The organism is Arenimonas maotaiensis (assembly GCF_014638745.1).
In the GTDB taxonomy this organism is placed as follows: Bacteria; Pseudomonadota; Gammaproteobacteria; order Xanthomonadales; family Xanthomonadaceae; genus Arenimonas; species Arenimonas maotaiensis.
This window is the reverse complement of the sequence record NZ_BMFO01000007.1, coordinates 1-16779: the sequence shown is the minus strand read 5'-3', so window position 1 is coordinate 16779 and position 16779 is coordinate 1. Positions and strand designations below refer to the sequence as shown.

13 protein-coding genes and 1 tRNA gene are annotated in these 16779 nt (G+C 64.1%); all 14 read left to right on the top strand.

Annotated features, from left to right (window positions below):
- Entirely contained in the window at nt 1-1191 is a 1191-nt protein-coding gene (tuf, locus tag IEV56_RS10380; RefSeq protein WP_188448669.1) for an elongation factor Tu, read from the top strand.
- Between the two features lie 87 nt (nt 1192-1278).
- A tRNA-Trp gene (locus IEV56_RS10375) sits at nt 1279-1354 on the top strand.
- 18 nt (nt 1355-1372) lie between these two features.
- A complete protein-coding gene (gene secE, locus IEV56_RS10370) occupies nt 1373-1750 on the top strand; it encodes a preprotein translocase subunit SecE (RefSeq protein ID WP_188450297.1) in 378 nt (125 codons plus the stop codon).
- A 10-nt stretch (nt 1751-1760) separates the two neighbouring features.
- A complete protein-coding gene (gene nusG, locus IEV56_RS10365) occupies nt 1761-2321 on the top strand; it encodes a transcription termination/antitermination protein NusG (RefSeq protein WP_188450296.1) in 561 nt (186 codons plus the stop codon).
- 84 nt (nt 2322-2405) lie between these two features.
- Nucleotides 2406-2834 (top strand): 50S ribosomal protein L11, encoded by a 429-nt coding sequence (gene rplK / locus IEV56_RS10360; protein ID WP_188450295.1) that lies wholly within the window; start codon nt 2406-2408, stop codon nt 2832-2834.
- Nucleotides 2835-2837: 3 nt separating this feature from the next.
- On the top strand, nt 2838-3539 hold the full coding sequence (gene rplA, locus IEV56_RS10355) for a 50S ribosomal protein L1 (protein WP_188450294.1): 702 nt from the start codon (nt 2838-2840) through the stop codon (nt 3537-3539).
- Between the two features lie 334 nt (nt 3540-3873).
- Nucleotides 3874-4371 carry a 50S ribosomal protein L10 gene (rplJ, locus tag IEV56_RS10350; RefSeq protein WP_188450293.1) on the top strand — a complete coding sequence of 166 codons (498 nt, stop codon included), beginning with the start codon at nt 3874-3876 and terminating at the stop codon, nt 4369-4371.
- 71 nt (nt 4372-4442) lie between these two features.
- Nucleotides 4443-4817, top strand: coding sequence for a 50S ribosomal protein L7/L12 (gene rplL / locus IEV56_RS10345; protein WP_188450292.1), 375 nt, complete (start codon nt 4443-4445; stop codon nt 4815-4817).
- 187 nt (nt 4818-5004) lie between these two features.
- A complete protein-coding gene (gene rpoB, locus IEV56_RS10340; RefSeq protein WP_188450291.1) occupies nt 5005-9159 on the top strand; it encodes a DNA-directed RNA polymerase subunit beta in 4155 nt (1384 codons plus the stop codon).
- A gap of 64 nt (nt 9160-9223) precedes the next feature.
- Nucleotides 9224-13432: a DNA-directed RNA polymerase subunit beta' gene (gene rpoC / locus IEV56_RS10335; protein WP_188450290.1), complete on the top strand. Its 4209-nt coding sequence runs from the start codon at nt 9224-9226 to the stop codon at nt 13430-13432.
- A gap of 178 nt (nt 13433-13610) precedes the next feature.
- Nucleotides 13611-13982 carry a 30S ribosomal protein S12 gene (gene rpsL / locus IEV56_RS10330; RefSeq protein WP_188450289.1) on the top strand — a complete coding sequence of 124 codons (372 nt, stop codon included), beginning with the start codon at nt 13611-13613 and terminating at the stop codon, nt 13980-13982.
- A gap of 58 nt (nt 13983-14040) precedes the next feature.
- Nucleotides 14041-14508 carry a 30S ribosomal protein S7 gene (rpsG, locus tag IEV56_RS10325; RefSeq protein ID WP_188450288.1) on the top strand — a complete coding sequence of 156 codons (468 nt, stop codon included), beginning with the start codon at nt 14041-14043 and terminating at the stop codon, nt 14506-14508.
- A gap of 21 nt (nt 14509-14529) precedes the next feature.
- Nucleotides 14530-16626, top strand: coding sequence for an elongation factor G (gene fusA, locus IEV56_RS10320; RefSeq protein ID WP_188450287.1), 2097 nt, complete (start codon nt 14530-14532; stop codon nt 16624-16626).
- 27 nt (nt 16627-16653) lie between these two features.
- Nucleotides 16654-16779: GTP-binding protein (locus IEV56_RS10315; protein ID WP_229730253.1), on the top strand; the 126-nt coding region annotated here is incomplete at its 3' end.

Genomic DNA, 16779 nt, shown 5'->3' with positions numbered 1-16779 from the left:
ATGGCAAAAGGTAAGTTCGAACGTACCAAGCCCCACGTGAACGTGGGCACCATCGGCCACGTGGACCATGGCAAGACCACTCTGACGGCGGCGCTGACCAAGGTGGGCGCTGAGCGTTTCGGCGGCGAGTTCAAGGCCTATGACGCGATTGACGCGGCGCCGGAAGAGAAGGCTCGCGGCATCACGATTTCGACCGCGCACGTGGAATACGAGTCGCCGACCCGCCACTACGCGCACGTCGACTGCCCGGGCCACGCCGACTACGTGAAGAACATGATCACCGGTGCCGCCCAGATGGACGGCGCGATTCTGGTGTGCTCGGCCGCCGACGGCCCGATGCCGCAGACCCGCGAACACATCCTGTTGGCCCGCCAGGTGGGCGTGCCGTACATCGTGGTCTACCTGAACAAGGCCGACCTGGTGGACGACGCCGAGCTACTGGAACTGGTCGAGATGGAAGTGCGCGACCTGCTGAGCAAGTACGATTTCCCGGGCGACGACACCCCGATCATCACCGGTTCGGCGCGTTCGGCGCTGGAAGGCGACCAGTCGGACATCGGCGTGCCGTCGATCATCAAGCTGGTTGACGCGCTGGACACCTGGATTCCGGAACCGCAGCGCGACATCGACAAGCCGTTCCTGATGCCGGTGGAAGACGTGTTCTCGATTTCGGGCCGCGGTACCGTGGTGACCGGCCGTATCGAATCGGGCATCATCAAGGTCGGCGACGAAATCGAAATCGTCGGCATCCGTCCGACCCAGAAGACCACCGTGACCGGCGTGGAAATGTTCCGCAAGCTGCTGGACCAGGGTCAGGCGGGCGACAACGCCGGTCTGCTGCTGCGCGGCACCAAGCGTGACGACGTGGAGCGCGGCCAAGTGCTGTGCAAGCCGGGTTCGATCTCGCCGCACACCGACTTCGAAGCCGAAGTGTATGTGTTGAGCAAGGACGAAGGCGGCCGTCACACCCCGTTCTTCAAGGGCTACCGTCCGCAGTTCTACTTCCGCACCACCGACGTGACCGGCGCCTGCCAGTTGCCGGAAGGCGTGGAGATGGTGATGCCGGGCGACAACGTGAAGATGGTGGTGAGCCTGATCGCCCCGATCGCGATGTCGGAAGGCCTGCGCTTCGCGATCCGCGAAGGCGGCCGTACCGTCGGTGCCGGCGTGGTGGCCAAGATCATCAAGTAATCCGTTGGCCGGGGCGTTTCGGCGCTCCGGCACAGGCTGAAATGGCGGATCGGAGACGGTCCGCCATCGGTTGTTAAAGAAGCATGTACGCCAGTAGCTCAATTGGCAGAGCAGCGGTCTCCAAAACCGCAGGTTGGGGGTTCGAGTCCCTCCTGGCGTGCCACTAAGATCACGGGTTCGAATGAATAGTAAAGTTGAAAACCGGGAAGGCACCAGCGCGTTGGACGTCGGCAAGTACGCTCTGGCGGTGCTGATCGCCGCCGCCGGCGTCGCGGTCTTCTACCTGATGCCGCAGTGGCCGGGCGCGGTCCGCGGGCTTCTGGTCGCCGCCGCGTTCGCGCTGGCCGCCGTGGTCTTCGGCCTCAGCGCCAAGGGCCTGCTGGCGCGCCGCTTCTTCTCGGATTCCATGTTCGAGCTGCGCAAGGTGGTCTGGCCGACCCGCGAAGAGTCCTACCGGATCACCGCCATGGTGCTGATCGTGGTGGTCATCATCAGCCTGGTGCTGGCCGGTTTCGACTGGGTCATCTCGGCGCTGATCAAATTGTTGTTGGGCAGTTGAGGAGTCATCCGTGAGCAAGCGTTGGTATGTCGTACACGCCTATTCGGGCTTCGAGCACCAGGTCCAGCGCAGCCTGCTGTCGCGCATCGAGCGCGCCGGGATGCAGGACAAATTCGGCCAGGTGCTGGTCCCGACCGAGGAAGTGGTCGAGATGCGCGCCGGCCAGAAACGCAAGTCCGACCGCAAGTTCTTCCCGGGCTACGTGCTGGTGCAGATCGAAACCAGCACCGAAGGCAGCGTGCCGCTGATCGACAACGAAAGCTGGCACCTGATCAAGGAAACGCCGAAGGTGCTCGGCTTCATCGGCGGCACCCGCGAACGTCCGCTGCCGATCAAGGACTCCGAGGCCGACGTCATCCTGCAGCGCGTGCAGGAAGGCGTCGACAAGCCGCGCCCGAAGGTGCTGTTCGAGCCGGGCCAGCTGGTCCGCGTGATCGACGGCCCGTTCAACGATTTCAACGGCACCGTCGAGGAAATCAATTACGAGAAGAGCCGTCTGCGCGTGGCGGTGATGATTTTCGGCCGATCCACCCCCGTCGAACTCGAGTTCGGCCAGGTGGAGAAAGCCTGATAGCGGGAGCCCGTCCGGGCTCCTTGTTCAACCAGAGGAGGAGTCACGCTTCGGCCTGACGTTCGCACTCCAGGAGTCAGTAAAATGGCAAAGAAAGTAGTTGGCTACATCAAGCTGCAGGTCAAGGCCGGTCAGGCCAACCCCTCGCCGCCGGTCGGTCCCGCGCTCGGTCAGCGCGGCCTCAACATCATGGAGTTCTGCAAAGCGTTCAACGCCGCGACCTCCAAGCTGGAGCCGGGCCTGCCCACTCCGGTGATCATCACCGCCTATTCCGACCGTACCTTCACCTTCGTCACCAAGAGCACCCCGGCCACCGTGCTGCTCAAGAAGGCCGTGGGCATCACCTCGGGCTCCAAGCGCCCGAACACCGAAAAGGTGGGCAAGGTGACCCGCAAGCAACTGGAAGACATCGCGAAAGCGAAAGAACCCGATCTGACCGCCGCTTCGCTTGATGCCGCCGTGCGTACCATCGCCGGCAGCGCGCGCAGCATGGGTCTCGTGGTGGAGGGCTAAGACATGGCAAAGCTGACCAAACGTTTCAAAGCGCTGCAGGCCTCGGTCGTTCCGGGCAAGTCCTATCCGCTGGAAGAGGCCCTGAAGATCCTGCAGGCCAACGCCAACGCCAAGTTCGTCGAATCCATCGACGTCGCCGTGCGTCTGGGCGTGGACGCCAAGAAGTCCGACCAGCAGGTCCGCGGCGCCACCGTGCTGCCCGCCGGCACCGGCAAATCCGTGCGCGTGGCGGTGTTCTGCCCGGCCGGCGCCAAGGCCGATGAGGCCGTCGCCGCCGGCGCCGAAGCCGTGGGCATGGACGAGCTGGCCGACAAGATGCTGGCCGGCGACCTGAACTACGACGTCGTCATCGCCACCCCGGACGCCATGCGCGTCGTCGGCAAGCTGGGCCAGGTGCTCGGTCCGCGCGGCCTGATGCCGAACCCGAAAGTCGGCACCGTGTCGCCGAACCCGGCCGAAGCCGTGCGCAACGCCAAGGCCGGCCAGGTCCGCTACCGCACCGACAAGGCCGGCATCATCCACTGCACCATCGGCAAGGCCAATTTCGCCGCCGACGCGCTCGCCAGCAACCTGAACGCGCTGCTGCAGGACCTGATCAAGGCCAAGCCGTCGTCCTCGAAGGGCCAGTACCTGCAGAAGATCTCGCTGAGCTCCACCATGGGCGTCGGCGTGACCGTCGACCAGGGTTCGCTGAGCCTCAAGTAAGAAACCGCAAGACGCGGACGGGAGTGTCGCCCCGGACGTGTGGAATTTGAAGGCAGGCCGCCCGCGAGGGCGGCCGGCCATCAAAGACCGTAGGTGCCTCTGGCGCGCATCGCAATCGGGCAGGGATGCTGGATTGGCAAGGATTCGATGCGATGGAAGCGGAGAGGTCTAATCGAGGGGATTTCCCCCGGCCTGCGTAGATGGTGCCGAACACTGGATTTATCTGGAACGGCCACCACTGGAATGCGTGCATTCCCGGCGTCGATGGATTGATGCCGCCTTGGACCGCAAACGGCTGGAGCCGTGCGCGGAAATTCACAGGAAAGGAGTAAACATGGCTCTCAATCTGTCTCAGAAGCAAGTAGTCGTTGCCGAACTGGCGGAAGTGGCTGCGAAAGCTCAATCCTTGGTCGCGGCCGAATATGCCGGCGTCACCGTGAGTCAAATGACCGCGATGCGCAAGCAGGCCCGTGAAAACGGCGTGTTCCTGAAAGTCGTCAAGAACACCCTGGCAACCCGTGCCGTGGAAGGCACCGAGTTCGACGTCATCAAAGACGATCTGACCGGTCCGCTGCTGTACGCGTTCTCCATGGAAGATCCGGGCGCCGCCGCCCGCATCATCAAGGACTACGCCAAGACCAACGATAAGCTGAAGGCCAAGATCGTCTCGATCGGCGGCCAGAAGTACCCGGCGTCGCATGTCGACGTGCTGGCTTCGCTGCCGACCCGCGATCAAGCCCTGTCGATGCTGCTCAGCGTCCTGGTCGAACCGGCCACCCGCGTGGCCCGTGCGCTCAAGGCGATCGGCGAAAAAGACACGGCCGAGGCGTAAGCCCGGTTCCGGCTGTACCTACATTCACCCACTGAACGAACGTTCAAGATAAAACACAGAGGTTATCAATTATGTCCCTGTCTAACGAACAGATCATCGAAGCGATCGCCGGCAAGACCCTCATGGAAATCATGGAACTGGTCAAGGCGATGGAAGAGAAGTTCGGCGTTTCCGCCGCCGCCCCGGTCATGATGGCCGCCGGTCCGGCCGCCGCCGCCGCCCCGGCCGAAGAGCAGACCGAATTCACCGTTGTGCTGAAGGCCTCCGGCGAGAAGAAGGTCGAAGTGATTAAGGCCGTCCGCGCCATCACCGGCCTGGGCCTGAAGGAAGCCAAAGACCTGGTCGAAGGCGCTCCGCAGACCGTCAAGGAAGGCGTCTCCAAGGACGAGGCCGACAAGTTCAAGAAAGAACTGGAAGCCGCCGGCGCCACGGTCGAAGTCAAGTAATCGACGCTTGCGTCGCTGCTTGGCAAAAACGGGAAAGGCTGGGGGTGTGAACCCCCGGCCTCTCCCTGTTTTGCGTTACGCTCCCTGACCGGAGCGTTCCGCTGAGCCGCCGGTTCCGGCGTTTCAGCAGAACATTCCGTTGCAAACCCGCCGGTTCCCGCCGGCACTGACAAAGGTGGTAGCTCACATGACCTATTCTCTGACTGAGAAAAAGCGCATCCGCAAAGACTTCGGCAAGAACCGACCGGTCCTCGATGTGCCCTATCTGCTGGCCATCCAGATGGATTCCTACCGCGAGTTCCTGCAGGACTCCTCCAAGTCCGACGGCCATGACGACCGCGGCCTGCACGCCGCCCTGAAGTCGGTGTTCCCGATCGTCAGCTTCTCCGGCAACGCCGCCCTGGAATACGTGAGCTACACCCTCGGCGAACCGGTGTTCGACGAGCGCGAATGCCGTTCGCGCGGCCAGACCTACGGCGCGCCGCTGCGCGTGAAGGTCCGTCTGGTGATCTACGACCGCGAATCCTCGAGCAAGGCCGTCAAGTACGTCAAGGAACAGGAAGTGTTCATGGGCGACCTGCCGCTCATGACCGACAACGCCACCTTCATCATCAACGGCACCGAGCGCGTGATCGTGTCCCAGCTGCACCGCAGCCCGGGCGTGTTCTTCGACCACGACCGCGGCAAGACCCACAGCTCGGGCAAGCTGCTGCACTCCGCGCGCGTGATCCCGTACCGCGGCTCCTGGCTGGACTTCGAGTTCGACGCCAAGGACTGCGTGTTCACCCGCATCGACCGCCGCCGCAAGCTGCCGGTCACCATCCTGCTGCGCGCCCTGGGCTACAGCAACGAACAGATCCTGAACCAGTTCTTCGAGATCAACACCTTCCAGATCTCCAAGAAGGACGGCGTCGAGCTCGAGCTGGTGCCCGAGCGCCTGCGCGGCGAGACCCTGAACTTCGACCTGGTGGTCAACGGCGAGGTGGTGGTCGAGGCCGGCAAGCGCATCACCGCGCGCCATGTCAAGGATCTCGAGAAGAAGAACATCGCCACGTTGGAAGTGCCCGACGAGTACCTGATCGGCCGCGTGCTGTCGCATGACGTGATCGACCCGGCCACCGGCGAGCTGGTGGCCGCCGCCAACGACGAGCTGGACGAAGCCAGGCTGGCCAAGCTGCGCAAGCACGGCATCGCCACCATCGGCACGCTGTGGACCAACGACCTGGACCGCGGCCCGTACATCTCCAACACCCTGCGCATCGACCCGACCAAAACCCAGCTGGAAGCGCTGGTCGAGATCTACCGCATGATGCGTCCGGGCGAGCCGCCGACCAAGGACGCGGCCCAGAACCTGTTCTACAACCTGTTCTTCACCTTCGAGCGCTACGACCTGTCCTCGGTCGGCCGGATGAAGTTCAACCGCCGCGTCGGCCGCAAGGAAGTCACCGGCGCCGAGGTGCTGTACGACTACCGCTACTTCAGTGAGCGCGGCGACGACGCCGCCAAGGCGCTCGTCGCCAAGTACGGCGAGAGCTCCGACATCCTCGACGTGGTCAAGACCCTGTGCGAGATCCGCAACGGCCGCGGCGTCACCGACGACATCGACCACCTGGGCAACCGCCGCGTGCGTTCGGTCGGCGAAATGGCCGAGAACGTGTTCCGCGTCGGCCTGGTCCGCGTCGAGCGCGCGGTCAAGGAGCGCCTGTCGATGGCCGAGGCCGACGACCTGTCGCCGCAGGAGCTGATCAACGCCAAGCCGGTGGCAGCCGCGCTCAAGGAGTTCTTCGGCTCCTCGCAGCTGTCGCAGTTCATGGACCAGAACAACCCGCTGTCGGAAGTGACCCACAAGCGCCGCGTCTCGGCGCTCGGCCCGGGCGGCCTGACCCGCGAACGCGCCGGCTTCGAGGTGCGCGACGTGCACCCGACCCACTACGGCCGCGTCTGCACCATCGAAACCCCGGAAGGCCCGAACATCGGCCTGATCAACTCGTTGGCGGTGTACGCCCGCTCGAACAAGTACGGTTTCCTGGAAACCCCGTACCGCAAGGTCGAGAACGGCGTGGTCACCGACAAGGTCGAGTTCCTGTCGGCCATCGAGGAATACGAATACGCCATCGCCCAGGCCAACGCCGAGCTGGACGCCAAGGGCCGCTTCAAGAACGAGTACGTGACCTGCCGCTACCAGGCCGACACCCTGCTCAAGCCGCCGTCGGAGATCCAGTACATGGACGTGTCGCCGATGCAGTCGGTGTCCGTCGCGGCCGCGCTGGTGCCGTTCATCGAGCACGACGACGCCAACCGCGCGCTGATGGGCGCCAACATGCAGCGCCAGGCCGTTCCGACCCTGCGCAGCCAGAAGCCGCTGGTCGGCACCGGCATCGAGCGCGCCGTGGCGCGCGACTCCGGCGTGACCGTGAACGCCCTGCGCGGCGGCGTGGTCGACCAGGTCGACGCGGCCCGCATCGTGGTGCGCGTCAGCGAGAAGGAGATCGGCGCCAACGACGCCGGCGTCGACATCTACAACCTGGTCAAGTACACCCGCTCCAACCAGAACACCTGCATCAACCAGCGTCCGCTGGTCAAGGTCGGCGACCGCATCGAGCGCGGCGACGTGCTGGCCGACGGCCCGTCGACCGACATCGGCGAACTGGCCCTGGGCCAGAACATGCTGGTGGCGTTCATGCCCTGGAACGGCTACAACTTCGAAGACTCCATCTTGCTGTCCGAACGCGTGGTCGAGGAAGACCGCTACACCACCATCCACATCGAAGAGCTGACCGTGGCCGCCCGCGACACCAAGCTGGGACCGGAGGAGATTTCCGCCGACATCCCGAACGTGTCGGAAAGCGCGCTCGGACGTCTCGACGAGTCGGGCGTGGTGTACATCGGCGCCGAAGTGCGCGCCGGCGACATCCTGGTCGGCAAGGTGACCCCGAAAGGCGAAAGCCAGCTGACCCCGGAAGAGAAGCTGCTGCGCGCCATCTTCGGCGAGAAGGCCTCCGACGTGAAGGACAGCTCGCTGCGCGTGCCGCCCGGCATGGACGGCACCGTCATCGACGTGCAGGTGTTCACCCGCGACGGCGTCGAGAAGGACAAGCGCGCCAAGCAGATCGAAGACGCCGAGGTCAAGCGCGTCAAGAAGGACTTCGACGACCAGTTCCGCATCCTGGAAGGCGCGATCTACAGCCGCCTGGATTCGCAGCTGCTCGGCCGCGTCGCCAACGGCGGTCCGAACGGCCTGAAGAAGGGCGCCGAGATCACCAAGGAATACCTCGCCTCGCTGAAGAAGGACGAGCGCTTCGACATCCGCATGAAGGACGAAGAGGCGGTCGATTTCCTGGATAACGCCAAGAAGCAGATCGAGGCCCACAAAGCCGAGTTCGAGAAGCGCTTCCAGGACAAGCGCCGCAAGATCACCCAAGGCGACGACCTGCCGCCGGGCGTGCTGAAGACCGTCAAGGTCTACGTCGCGGTCAAGCGCCGCATCCAGCCGGGCGACAAGATGGCCGGCCGCCACGGCAACAAGGGCGTGGTCTCGATGATCAAGCCGGTCGAGGACATGCCGTACATGGCCGACGGCAAGACCGTCGACATCCTGCTCAATCCGCTGGGCGTGCCGAGCCGGATGAATATCGGTCAGATCCTGGAGGTGCATCTGGGCTGGGCCGCCAAGGGTCTGGGCCAGAAGATCCAGAAGATGCTGGAGGACCAGCGCAAGGTCGACGAACTGCGCGCGTTCCTGGAGCAGATCTACAACCATGACCAAGGCGAAACCAAGAAGCAGCGCGTCGATCTGTCCAAGTTCTCCGACAAGGAGCTGCTGCGTCTGGCCGGCAACCTGACCGATGGCGTGCCGATGGCCACCCCGGTGTTCGACGGCGCCGCCGAAGCGGAGATCAAGGCCATGCTGAAGCTGGCCGACCTGCCGGAATCCGGCCAGGCCCAGCTGTTCGACGGCCGCACCGGCGAGGCGTTCGACCGCCCGGTCACCGTCGGCTACATGCACATGCTGAAGCTGAACCACCTGGTCGACGACAAGATGCACGCCCGTTCGACCGGTCCGTACTCCCTGGTCACCCAGCAGCCGCTGGGCGGCAAGGCGCAGTTCGGCGGCCAGCGCTTCGGCGAAATGGAAGTGTGGGCGCTGGAGGCCTATGGCGCCGCCTACACCCTGCAGGAGATGCTGACGGTGAAGTCCGACGACGTCCAGGGCCGCAACGCGATGTACAAGAACATCGTCGACAGCGAGCACGAAACCGTCGCCGGCATCCCGGAATCGTTCAATGTGCTGGTCAAGGAAATCCGTTCCTTGGGCATCAACATCGAGCTGGACGAGAAGTAATCGCCGACGTGAACAGGACTCGGGGCCTTGTCCGTGATAAGGCCCCACCATTTGGAGAAATTCGATGAAAGATTTGCTTAATCTGTTCAACCAGCAGCGCCAGACCCTGGACTTCGACGGCATCAAGATCGCGCTCGCCTCGCCGGACATGATCCGTTCCTGGTCGTTCGGCGAAGTGAAGAAGCCGGAAACCATCAACTACCGCACCTTCAAGCCGGAACGCGACGGCCTGTTCTGCGCCGCCATCTTCGGCCCGATCAAGGACTACGAGTGCCTGTGCGGCAAGTACAAGCGCATGAAGCACCGCGGCGTGGTGTGCGAGAAGTGCGGCACCGAAGTGACCCTGACCAAAGTCCGCCGCGAACGCATGGGCCACATCGAGCTGGCCAGCCCGACCGCGCACATCTGGTTCCTGAAATCGCTGCCGTCGCGCATCGGCCTGATGCTGGACATGACCCTGCGCGACATCGAGCGCGTGCTGTACTTCGAAGCCTATGTGGTGATCGAGCCGGGCCTGACCCCGCTCGAGCGCGGCCAGCTGCTGACTGAAGAGGAATACATGGTCGCGCAGCAGGAGCACGGCGACGAGTTCGAGGCCAAGATGGGCGCCGAAGCGGTGCACCAGCTGCTGTCGACCATCGACCTGCACGCCGAAGCGGTGCGCCTGAAGGAAGAGATCAGCAGCACCAATTCCGACACCAAGCAGAAGCGCCTGACCAAGCGCATCAAGCTGGTCGAATCGTTCATCGAGTCCGGCAACCGCCCGGAATGGATGGTGCTGACCGTGCTGCCGGTGCTGCCGCCGGACCTGCGTCCGCTGGTGCCGCTGGACGGCGGCCGCTTCGCGACCTCCGACCTGAACGACCTGTACCGCCGCGTCATCAACCGCAACAACCGCCTGCACCGCCTGCTTGAGCTGAGCGCGCCGGACATCATCGTGCGCAACGAAAAGCGCATGCTGCAGGAATCGGTCGACGCGCTGATGGACAACGGCCGCCGCGGCCGCGCCATCACCGGCACCAACAAGCGTCCGCTGAAGTCGCTGGCCGACATGATCAAGGGCAAGCAGGGCCGCTTCCGCCAGAACCTGCTCGGCAAGCGCGTCGACTACTCCGGCCGTTCGGTCATCGTGGTCGGTCCGACCCTCCGCCTGCATGAATGCGGCCTGCCGAAGAAGATGGCGCTGGAGCTGTTCAAGCCGTTCATCTTCGCCAAGCTGCAGCGCCAGGGCATCGCCACCACCATCAAGGCCGCCAAGAAGATGGTGGAGCGCGAGGAAGCGCTGGTCTGGGACATCCTGGAAGACGTCATCCGCGAACATCCCGTGCTGCTGAACCGCGCGCCGACCCTGCACCGCCTGGGCATCCAGGCCTTCGAGCCGGTGCTGGTGGAAGGCAAGGCCATCCAGCTGCATCCGCTGGTCTGCACCGCGTTCAACGCCGACTTCGACGGCGACCAGATGGCCGTGCACGTGCCGCTGTCGCTGGAAGCCCAGCTGGAAGCGCGCGCGCTGATGATGTCGTCGAACAACATCCTGTCGCCGGCCAACGGCGAGCCGATCATCGTGCCGTCGCAGGACGTCGTGCTCGGTCTGTACTACATGACCCGCATGCTGGAAGGCAAGCAGGGCGAGGGCATGGTGTTCGCCAACGTCGCCGAGGTCAAGCGCGCCTACGACAACAAGGTCGTCGAGCTGCACGCCAAGATCAAGGTCCGCCTGCAGCGCGAGGAGATGAACGAGGCCGGCGAACTGGTCGCCACCAAGGCCATCGTCGAAACCAGCGTGGGCCGCGCCCTGCTGGCCGACATCCTGCCGAAAGGCCTGCCGTTCGCCTTCGCCAACACCGAGCTGACCAAGAAGAACATCAGCCGCCTGATCAATACCAGCTACCGCATGCTCGGCCTGAAGCCGACCGTGATCTTCGCCGACAAGCTGATGTACACCGGCTTCGCCTTCGCCACCAAGGCCGGCGTATCGGTCGGCATCAACGACATGGTCATCCCGGACGAGAAGAAGACCCTGCTGGCCGAGGCCGAGAAGGAAGTGCTGGAGATCCAGGAACAGTACCAACAGGGCCTGGTCACCGCCGGCGAACGCTACAACAAGGTGGTCGACATCTGGTCGCGCGCCAATGAGCGCATCGCCAAGGCGATGATGGACACCATCGGCACCGAGAAGGTGGTCAACGCCAAGGGCGAGACCGTCAGCCAGAAGTCGATGAACTCGATCTACATCATGGCCGATTCCGGCGCCCGCGGTTCGCAGGCGCAGATCCGCCAGCTGGCCGGCATGCGCGGCCTGATGGCCAAGCCGGACGGCTCGATCATCGAGACGCCGATCACCGCGAACTTCCGCGAAGGCCTGAACGTGTTGCAGTACTTCATCTCGACCCACGGCGCGCGCAAAGGCCTGGCCGACACCGCGCTGAAGACCGCGAACTCGGGTTACCTGACCCGTCGTCTGGTCGATGTGGCCCAGGACGTGGTGGTCACCGAAGTCGACTGCGGCACCAAGGCCGGCCTGACCATGAATCCGATCGTGGAGGGCGGCGACGTGGTCGAACCGCTGCGCGACCGGGTGCTCGGCCGCGTGGTGGCCGAAGACGTGTTCCTGCCGGGCGACGACGTCGATCCGATCGTCACCCGCAACACCCTGCTGGACGAGGCCTGGGTCGACAAGCTGGAATCGGCCGGCGTGCAGACCATCAAGGTCCGCTCCTCGATCACCTGCGAATCGTCCTTCGGCGTCTGCTCGATGTGCTACGGCCGCGACCTCGGCCGCGGACACCGCGTCAATATCGGCGAAGCGGTCGGCGTGGTCGCCGCGCAGTCGATCGGCGAGCCGGGCACCCAGCTGACCATGCGTACGTTCCACATCGGCGGCGCCGCGTCGCGCGCCGCCGCCATCGACAACGTCACGGTCAAGACCACCGGTTCGGTGAAGTTCAACAACCTGAAGTACGTGACCCACGCCGACGGCCATCTGGTCGCGGTGTCGCGCTCGGGCGAAATCTCGGTGCTCGACCCGACCGGCCGCGAACGCGAGCGCTACAAGCTGCCGTACGGCGCCAACATCTCGGTCAAGGACGGCGCCGAAGTCAAGGCCGGCCAGACCGTGGTCAAGTGGGATCCGCATAACCACCCGATCGTGTCGGAAGTCGCCGGTTTCGTGAAGTTCGTCGATTTCGTCGACGGCGTCACCGTGATCGAGAAGACCGACGAGCTGACTGGCCTGGCCTCGCTGGAGATCACCGATCCGAAGCGTCGCGGCGCCCAGGCCAAGGATCTGCGCCCGATCGTTCGCATCGTCGACGCCAAGGGCAACGACCTGGTCATCCCGGGTACCGACCTGCCGGCGCAGTACATGCTGCCGCCGCGCTCGATCGTCAACCTGCACGACGGCGAGAAGGTCGGCGTCGGCGACGTGATCACCAAGGTGCCGCAGGAAGCTTCCAAGACCCGCGACATCACCGGCGGTCTGCCGCGCGTGGCCGACCTGTTCGAAGCCCGCAAGCCGAAGGACGCCGCCATCATGGCCGAGGTCTCCGGCATCGTCAGCATGGGCAAGGAAACCAAGGGCAAGCAGCGCCTGATCATCACCGATGCCGACGGCAACGAGCACGAGGAACTGATTCCGAAGTACCGCCAGATCGCGGTGTTCGAAGGCGAGCACGTGGAGAAGGGCGAAACCATCGTCGACGGCGAACCGAATCCGCAGGACATCCTGCGCCTGAAGGGCGTCGAGGAACTGGCCGCCTATCTGGTCAAGGAAATCCAGGACGTGTACCGCCTGCAGGGCGTGAAGATCAACGACAAGCACATCGAGACCATCACCCGCCAGATGCTGCGCAAGGTCGAGATCCTCGACGCCGGCGACAGCAAGTTCATGGCCGGCGAGCAGGTCGAGAAGATCCGCGTGCTCGAGGAGATCGTCAAGCTGAACGCCAACAACGGCATCCTGCCGCGCTACACCCCGGTCCTGCTGGGCATCACCAAGGCCTCGCTGGCCACCGAAAGCTTCATCTCGGCGGCCTCCTTCCAGGAAACCACCCGCGTGCTGACCGATGCCGCCGTCCGCGGCACCCACGACGCGCTGCGCGGCCTGAAGGAAAACGTCATCGTCGGTCGTCTGATTCCGGCCGGCACCGGCCTGGCCTACCACAACCAGCGCCGCCGCGACCAGATCCAGCTGACCGACAGCGAACTGGAAACCCTGTCCGCGCCGCTGCCGGTGGCGGAAGAGGGCGCGGTCGCCGGCGAAGCGGCCGAATAACGCCAGGGCGGTTCCGGCCGCCCGCGAAATGGAGCGCAGGGACGCGCTCCGTTTTCGAGACCAGGGACGGGAATCGGCCGGGTGTCGCGTTTGACATCCGGGGCGATTCAACTTATACTTTTGCGTCTTATTATGGCCGGTAATCCCGGTTAACCTTTTTCATCCGCAGGATTCTTAAATGGCGACTGTCAATCAACTGGTCCGCAAGCCGCGCCAGTCCAACACCTACAAGAGCGCCTCCCCGGCGTTGGCCAACTGCCCGCAACGCCGCGGCGTGTGCACCCGCGTGTACACCACCACCCCGAAGAAGCCGAACTCGGCGCTCCGCAAGGTGGCGAAAGTGCGCCTGACCAACGGTTTCGAGGTCATCAGCTACATCGGCGGCGAAGGCCACAACCTGCAGGAGCACTCCGTGGTCCTGATCCGCGGCGGCCGCGTCAAGGACCTGCCGGGCGTGCGCTACCACACTGTGCGCGGCTCCCTGGACGCCTCCGGCGTGGCCAAGCGCCGCAAGAGCCGTTCCAAGTACGGCGCCAAGCGTCCGAAGTAATGCGTAACGCCGGCCGCTCCGGCGTCGTCCCCAATTCCAGATAATCAAGGCACTAAACATGTCACGTAAAGGTTCCCCCGGTACCCGTTCGGTCCTCCCTGATCCGAAGCACGGAAGCCAGATGATCGCCCGCTTCATCAATATGGTGATGGTCAGCGGCAAGAAGTCCGTAGCCGAGAAGATCGTCTATGGCGCGATGGACACCATCGGTCAGAAGAATCCCGACTCGCTGGCCGTGGTCGAGAAGGCCCTCAGCAACGTCGCTCCGGCGGTCGAAGTGAAGTCCCGCCGCGTCGGCGGCGCCACCTACCAGGTGCCGGTCGAGGTGCGCGCCACCCGCCGCATGGCCCTGGCGATGCGCTGGGTCATCGAGTCCGCCCGTAAGCGTGGCGAAAACTCGATGCCGCAGAAGCTGGCTGGCGAACTGCTGGAGGCCTCCGAGAACCGCGGCGGCGCCGTGAAGAAACGCGAAGAGACCCACCGCATGGCGGAAGCCAACAAAGCGTTCTCCCACTTCCGCTGGTAATCAAAAACAAGGAATTTCCCCGTGGCACGCACCACCCCCATCGAGCGTTACCGCAACTTCGGCATCATGGCCCACATCGACGCCGGCAAGACCACCACTTCCGAGCGCATCCTGTTCTATACCGGCAAGAGCCATAAGATCGGCGAAGTCCACGACGGCGCCGCCACCATGGACTGGATGGAGCAGGAGCAGGAGCGTGGCATCACGATCCAGTCCGCCGCCACCACCGCGTTCTGGAAGGGCATGGACAAGTCGATGCCGGAGCACCGCTTCAACATCATCGACACCCCCGGGCACGTCGACTTCACCATCGAAGTCGAGCGCTCGCTGCGCGTGTTGGACGGCGCTGTGTTCGTGCTGTGCGCCGTGGGCGGCGTGCAGCCGCAGTCGGAGACCGTGTGGCGCCAGGCCAACAAATACCAGGTTCCCCGCATCGCGTTCGTCAACAAGATGGACCGCACCGGCGCGAACTTCTTCAAGGTCCGTGACCAGCTGAAGACCCGTCTGGGCGCGGTGCCGGTGCCTATGCAGGTGCCGATCGGCGCCGAAGACGGTTTCGAGGGCGTGGTCGACCTGCTGAAGATGAAGGCCATCCACTGGGATACCGCCTCGCAGGGTATGAAGTTCGAATACCGCGACATCCCGGCCGATCTCAAGGAAACCGCCGAGGAAGCCCGCAATTACATGGTCGAGGCCGCGGCCGAAGCCAACGAAGAGCTGATGGACAAGTACCTCGGCGGCGAAGAGCTGAGCGAAGACGAAATCGTTTCGGCCCTGCGCCAGCGTACCCTGAGCACTGAAATCGTGCCGATGTTCTGCGGCAGCGCGTTCAAGAACAAGGGCGTGCAGGCCATGCTGGACGGCGTCATCAAGCTGCTGCCGTCGCCGGTCGACGTGCCGGACGTGAAGGGCGTGGACGTCGACGACGAAACCAAGGAACTGAGCCGCAAGTCGGACGACAAGGCGCCGTTCTCGGCCCTGGCGTTCAAGATCATGACCGACCCGTTCGTCGGCTCGCTGACCTTCTTCCGCGTGTACTCGGGTACCCTGAGCGCCGGCGACCAGGTGCTGAACTCGGTCAAGGGCAAGAAAGAGCGCATCGGCCGTCTGCTGCAGATGCACTCCAACAACCGCGAGGAAATCAAGGAAGTGCTGGCCGGCGACATCGCCGCGGCCGTGGGCCTGAAGGACGTCACCACCGGCGACACCCTGTGCACCATGGACGATCCGATCGTGCTCGAGCGCATGAGCTTCCCGGATCCGGTGATTTCGATGGCCGTCGAGCCGAAGACCAAGTCCGACCAGGAAAAGATGGGCATCGCCCTCGGCCGTCTGGCCCAGGAAGATCCTTCGTTCCGCGTTCGCACCGATGAAGAATCCGGTCAGACCATCATCTCCGGCATGGGCGAGTTGCACCTGGAAATCATCGTCGACCGCATGAAGCGCGAATTCAACGTCGAAGCCAACGTCGGCAAGCCGCAGGTCGCCTACCGTGAGGCCATCCGCAAGGCGGTGAAGCAGGAAGGCAAGTTCGTTCGCCAGTCCGGCGGTCGCGGCCAGTACGGCCACATCGTCATCGAGATGGAGCCGCAGGAGCGCGGCGCCGGTTATTCCTTCGAGAACGCCATCGTCGGTGGCGTGGTGCCGAAGGAATACGTCACGGCCGCCGACAAGGGCATCCAGGAAGCCATGAAGAACGGCGTCCTGGCCGGCTTCCCGGTGGTGGACATCAAGATCCGCGCCGTGGACGGTTCGTTCCACGACGTCGACTCCAACGAAATGGCGTTCAAGGTCGCCGGTTCGATGGCGTTCAAGGAAGCCTTCCAGAAAGCCAATCCGGCGCTGCTGGAGCCGATGATGAAGGTGGAAGTGGTCACCCCGGAAGAGTACATGGGCGACGTGATGGGCGATCTTTCCCGCCGCCGCGGCATCCTGCAGGGCACCGACGACACGCCGTCCGGCAAGGTCATCAACGCCATGGTTCCGCTGGGCGAGATGTTCGGCTACGCGACCTCGATGCGTTCGATGTCGCAGGGCCGCGCCACCTACAGCATGGAATTCGACCACTACGCCGAGGCGCCGAACAACATCGCCGAAGCCGTGATCAAAAAATCCTAATCATTCAATCATCCAAGGAATTCAACAATGGCAAAAGGTAAGTTCGAACGTACCAAGCCCCACGTGAACGTGGGCACCATCGGCCACGTGGACCATGGCAAGACCACTCTGACGGCGGCGCTGACCAAGGTGGGCGCTGAGCGTTTCGGCGGC

What these genes read in the sequence shown, in the direction of transcription:
- rpsL (WP_188450289.1), top strand. Translation starts at nt 13,611, where the DNA reads ATGGCGACTGTCAATCAACTGGTCCGCAAGCCGCGCCAGTCCAACACC.
- rplK (WP_188450295.1), top strand. Translation starts at nt 2,406, where the DNA reads ATGGCAAAGAAAGTAGTTGGCTACATCAAGCTGCAGGTCAAGGCCGGT.
- secE (WP_188450297.1), top strand. Translation starts at nt 1,373, where the DNA reads ATGAATAGTAAAGTTGAAAACCGGGAAGGCACCAGCGCGTTGGACGTC.
- rplJ (WP_188450293.1), top strand. Translation starts at nt 3,874, where the DNA reads ATGGCTCTCAATCTGTCTCAGAAGCAAGTAGTCGTTGCCGAACTGGCG.
- rpoB (WP_188450291.1), top strand. Translation starts at nt 5,005, where the DNA reads ATGACCTATTCTCTGACTGAGAAAAAGCGCATCCGCAAAGACTTCGGC.
- rplL (WP_188450292.1), top strand. Translation starts at nt 4,443, where the DNA reads ATGTCCCTGTCTAACGAACAGATCATCGAAGCGATCGCCGGCAAGACC.
- tuf (WP_188448669.1), top strand. Translation starts at nt 1, where the DNA reads ATGGCAAAAGGTAAGTTCGAACGTACCAAGCCCCACGTGAACGTGGGC.
- rplA (WP_188450294.1), top strand. Translation starts at nt 2,838, where the DNA reads ATGGCAAAGCTGACCAAACGTTTCAAAGCGCTGCAGGCCTCGGTCGTT.
- rpsG (WP_188450288.1), top strand. Translation starts at nt 14,041, where the DNA reads ATGTCACGTAAAGGTTCCCCCGGTACCCGTTCGGTCCTCCCTGATCCG.
- rpoC (WP_188450290.1), top strand. Translation starts at nt 9,224, where the DNA reads ATGAAAGATTTGCTTAATCTGTTCAACCAGCAGCGCCAGACCCTGGAC.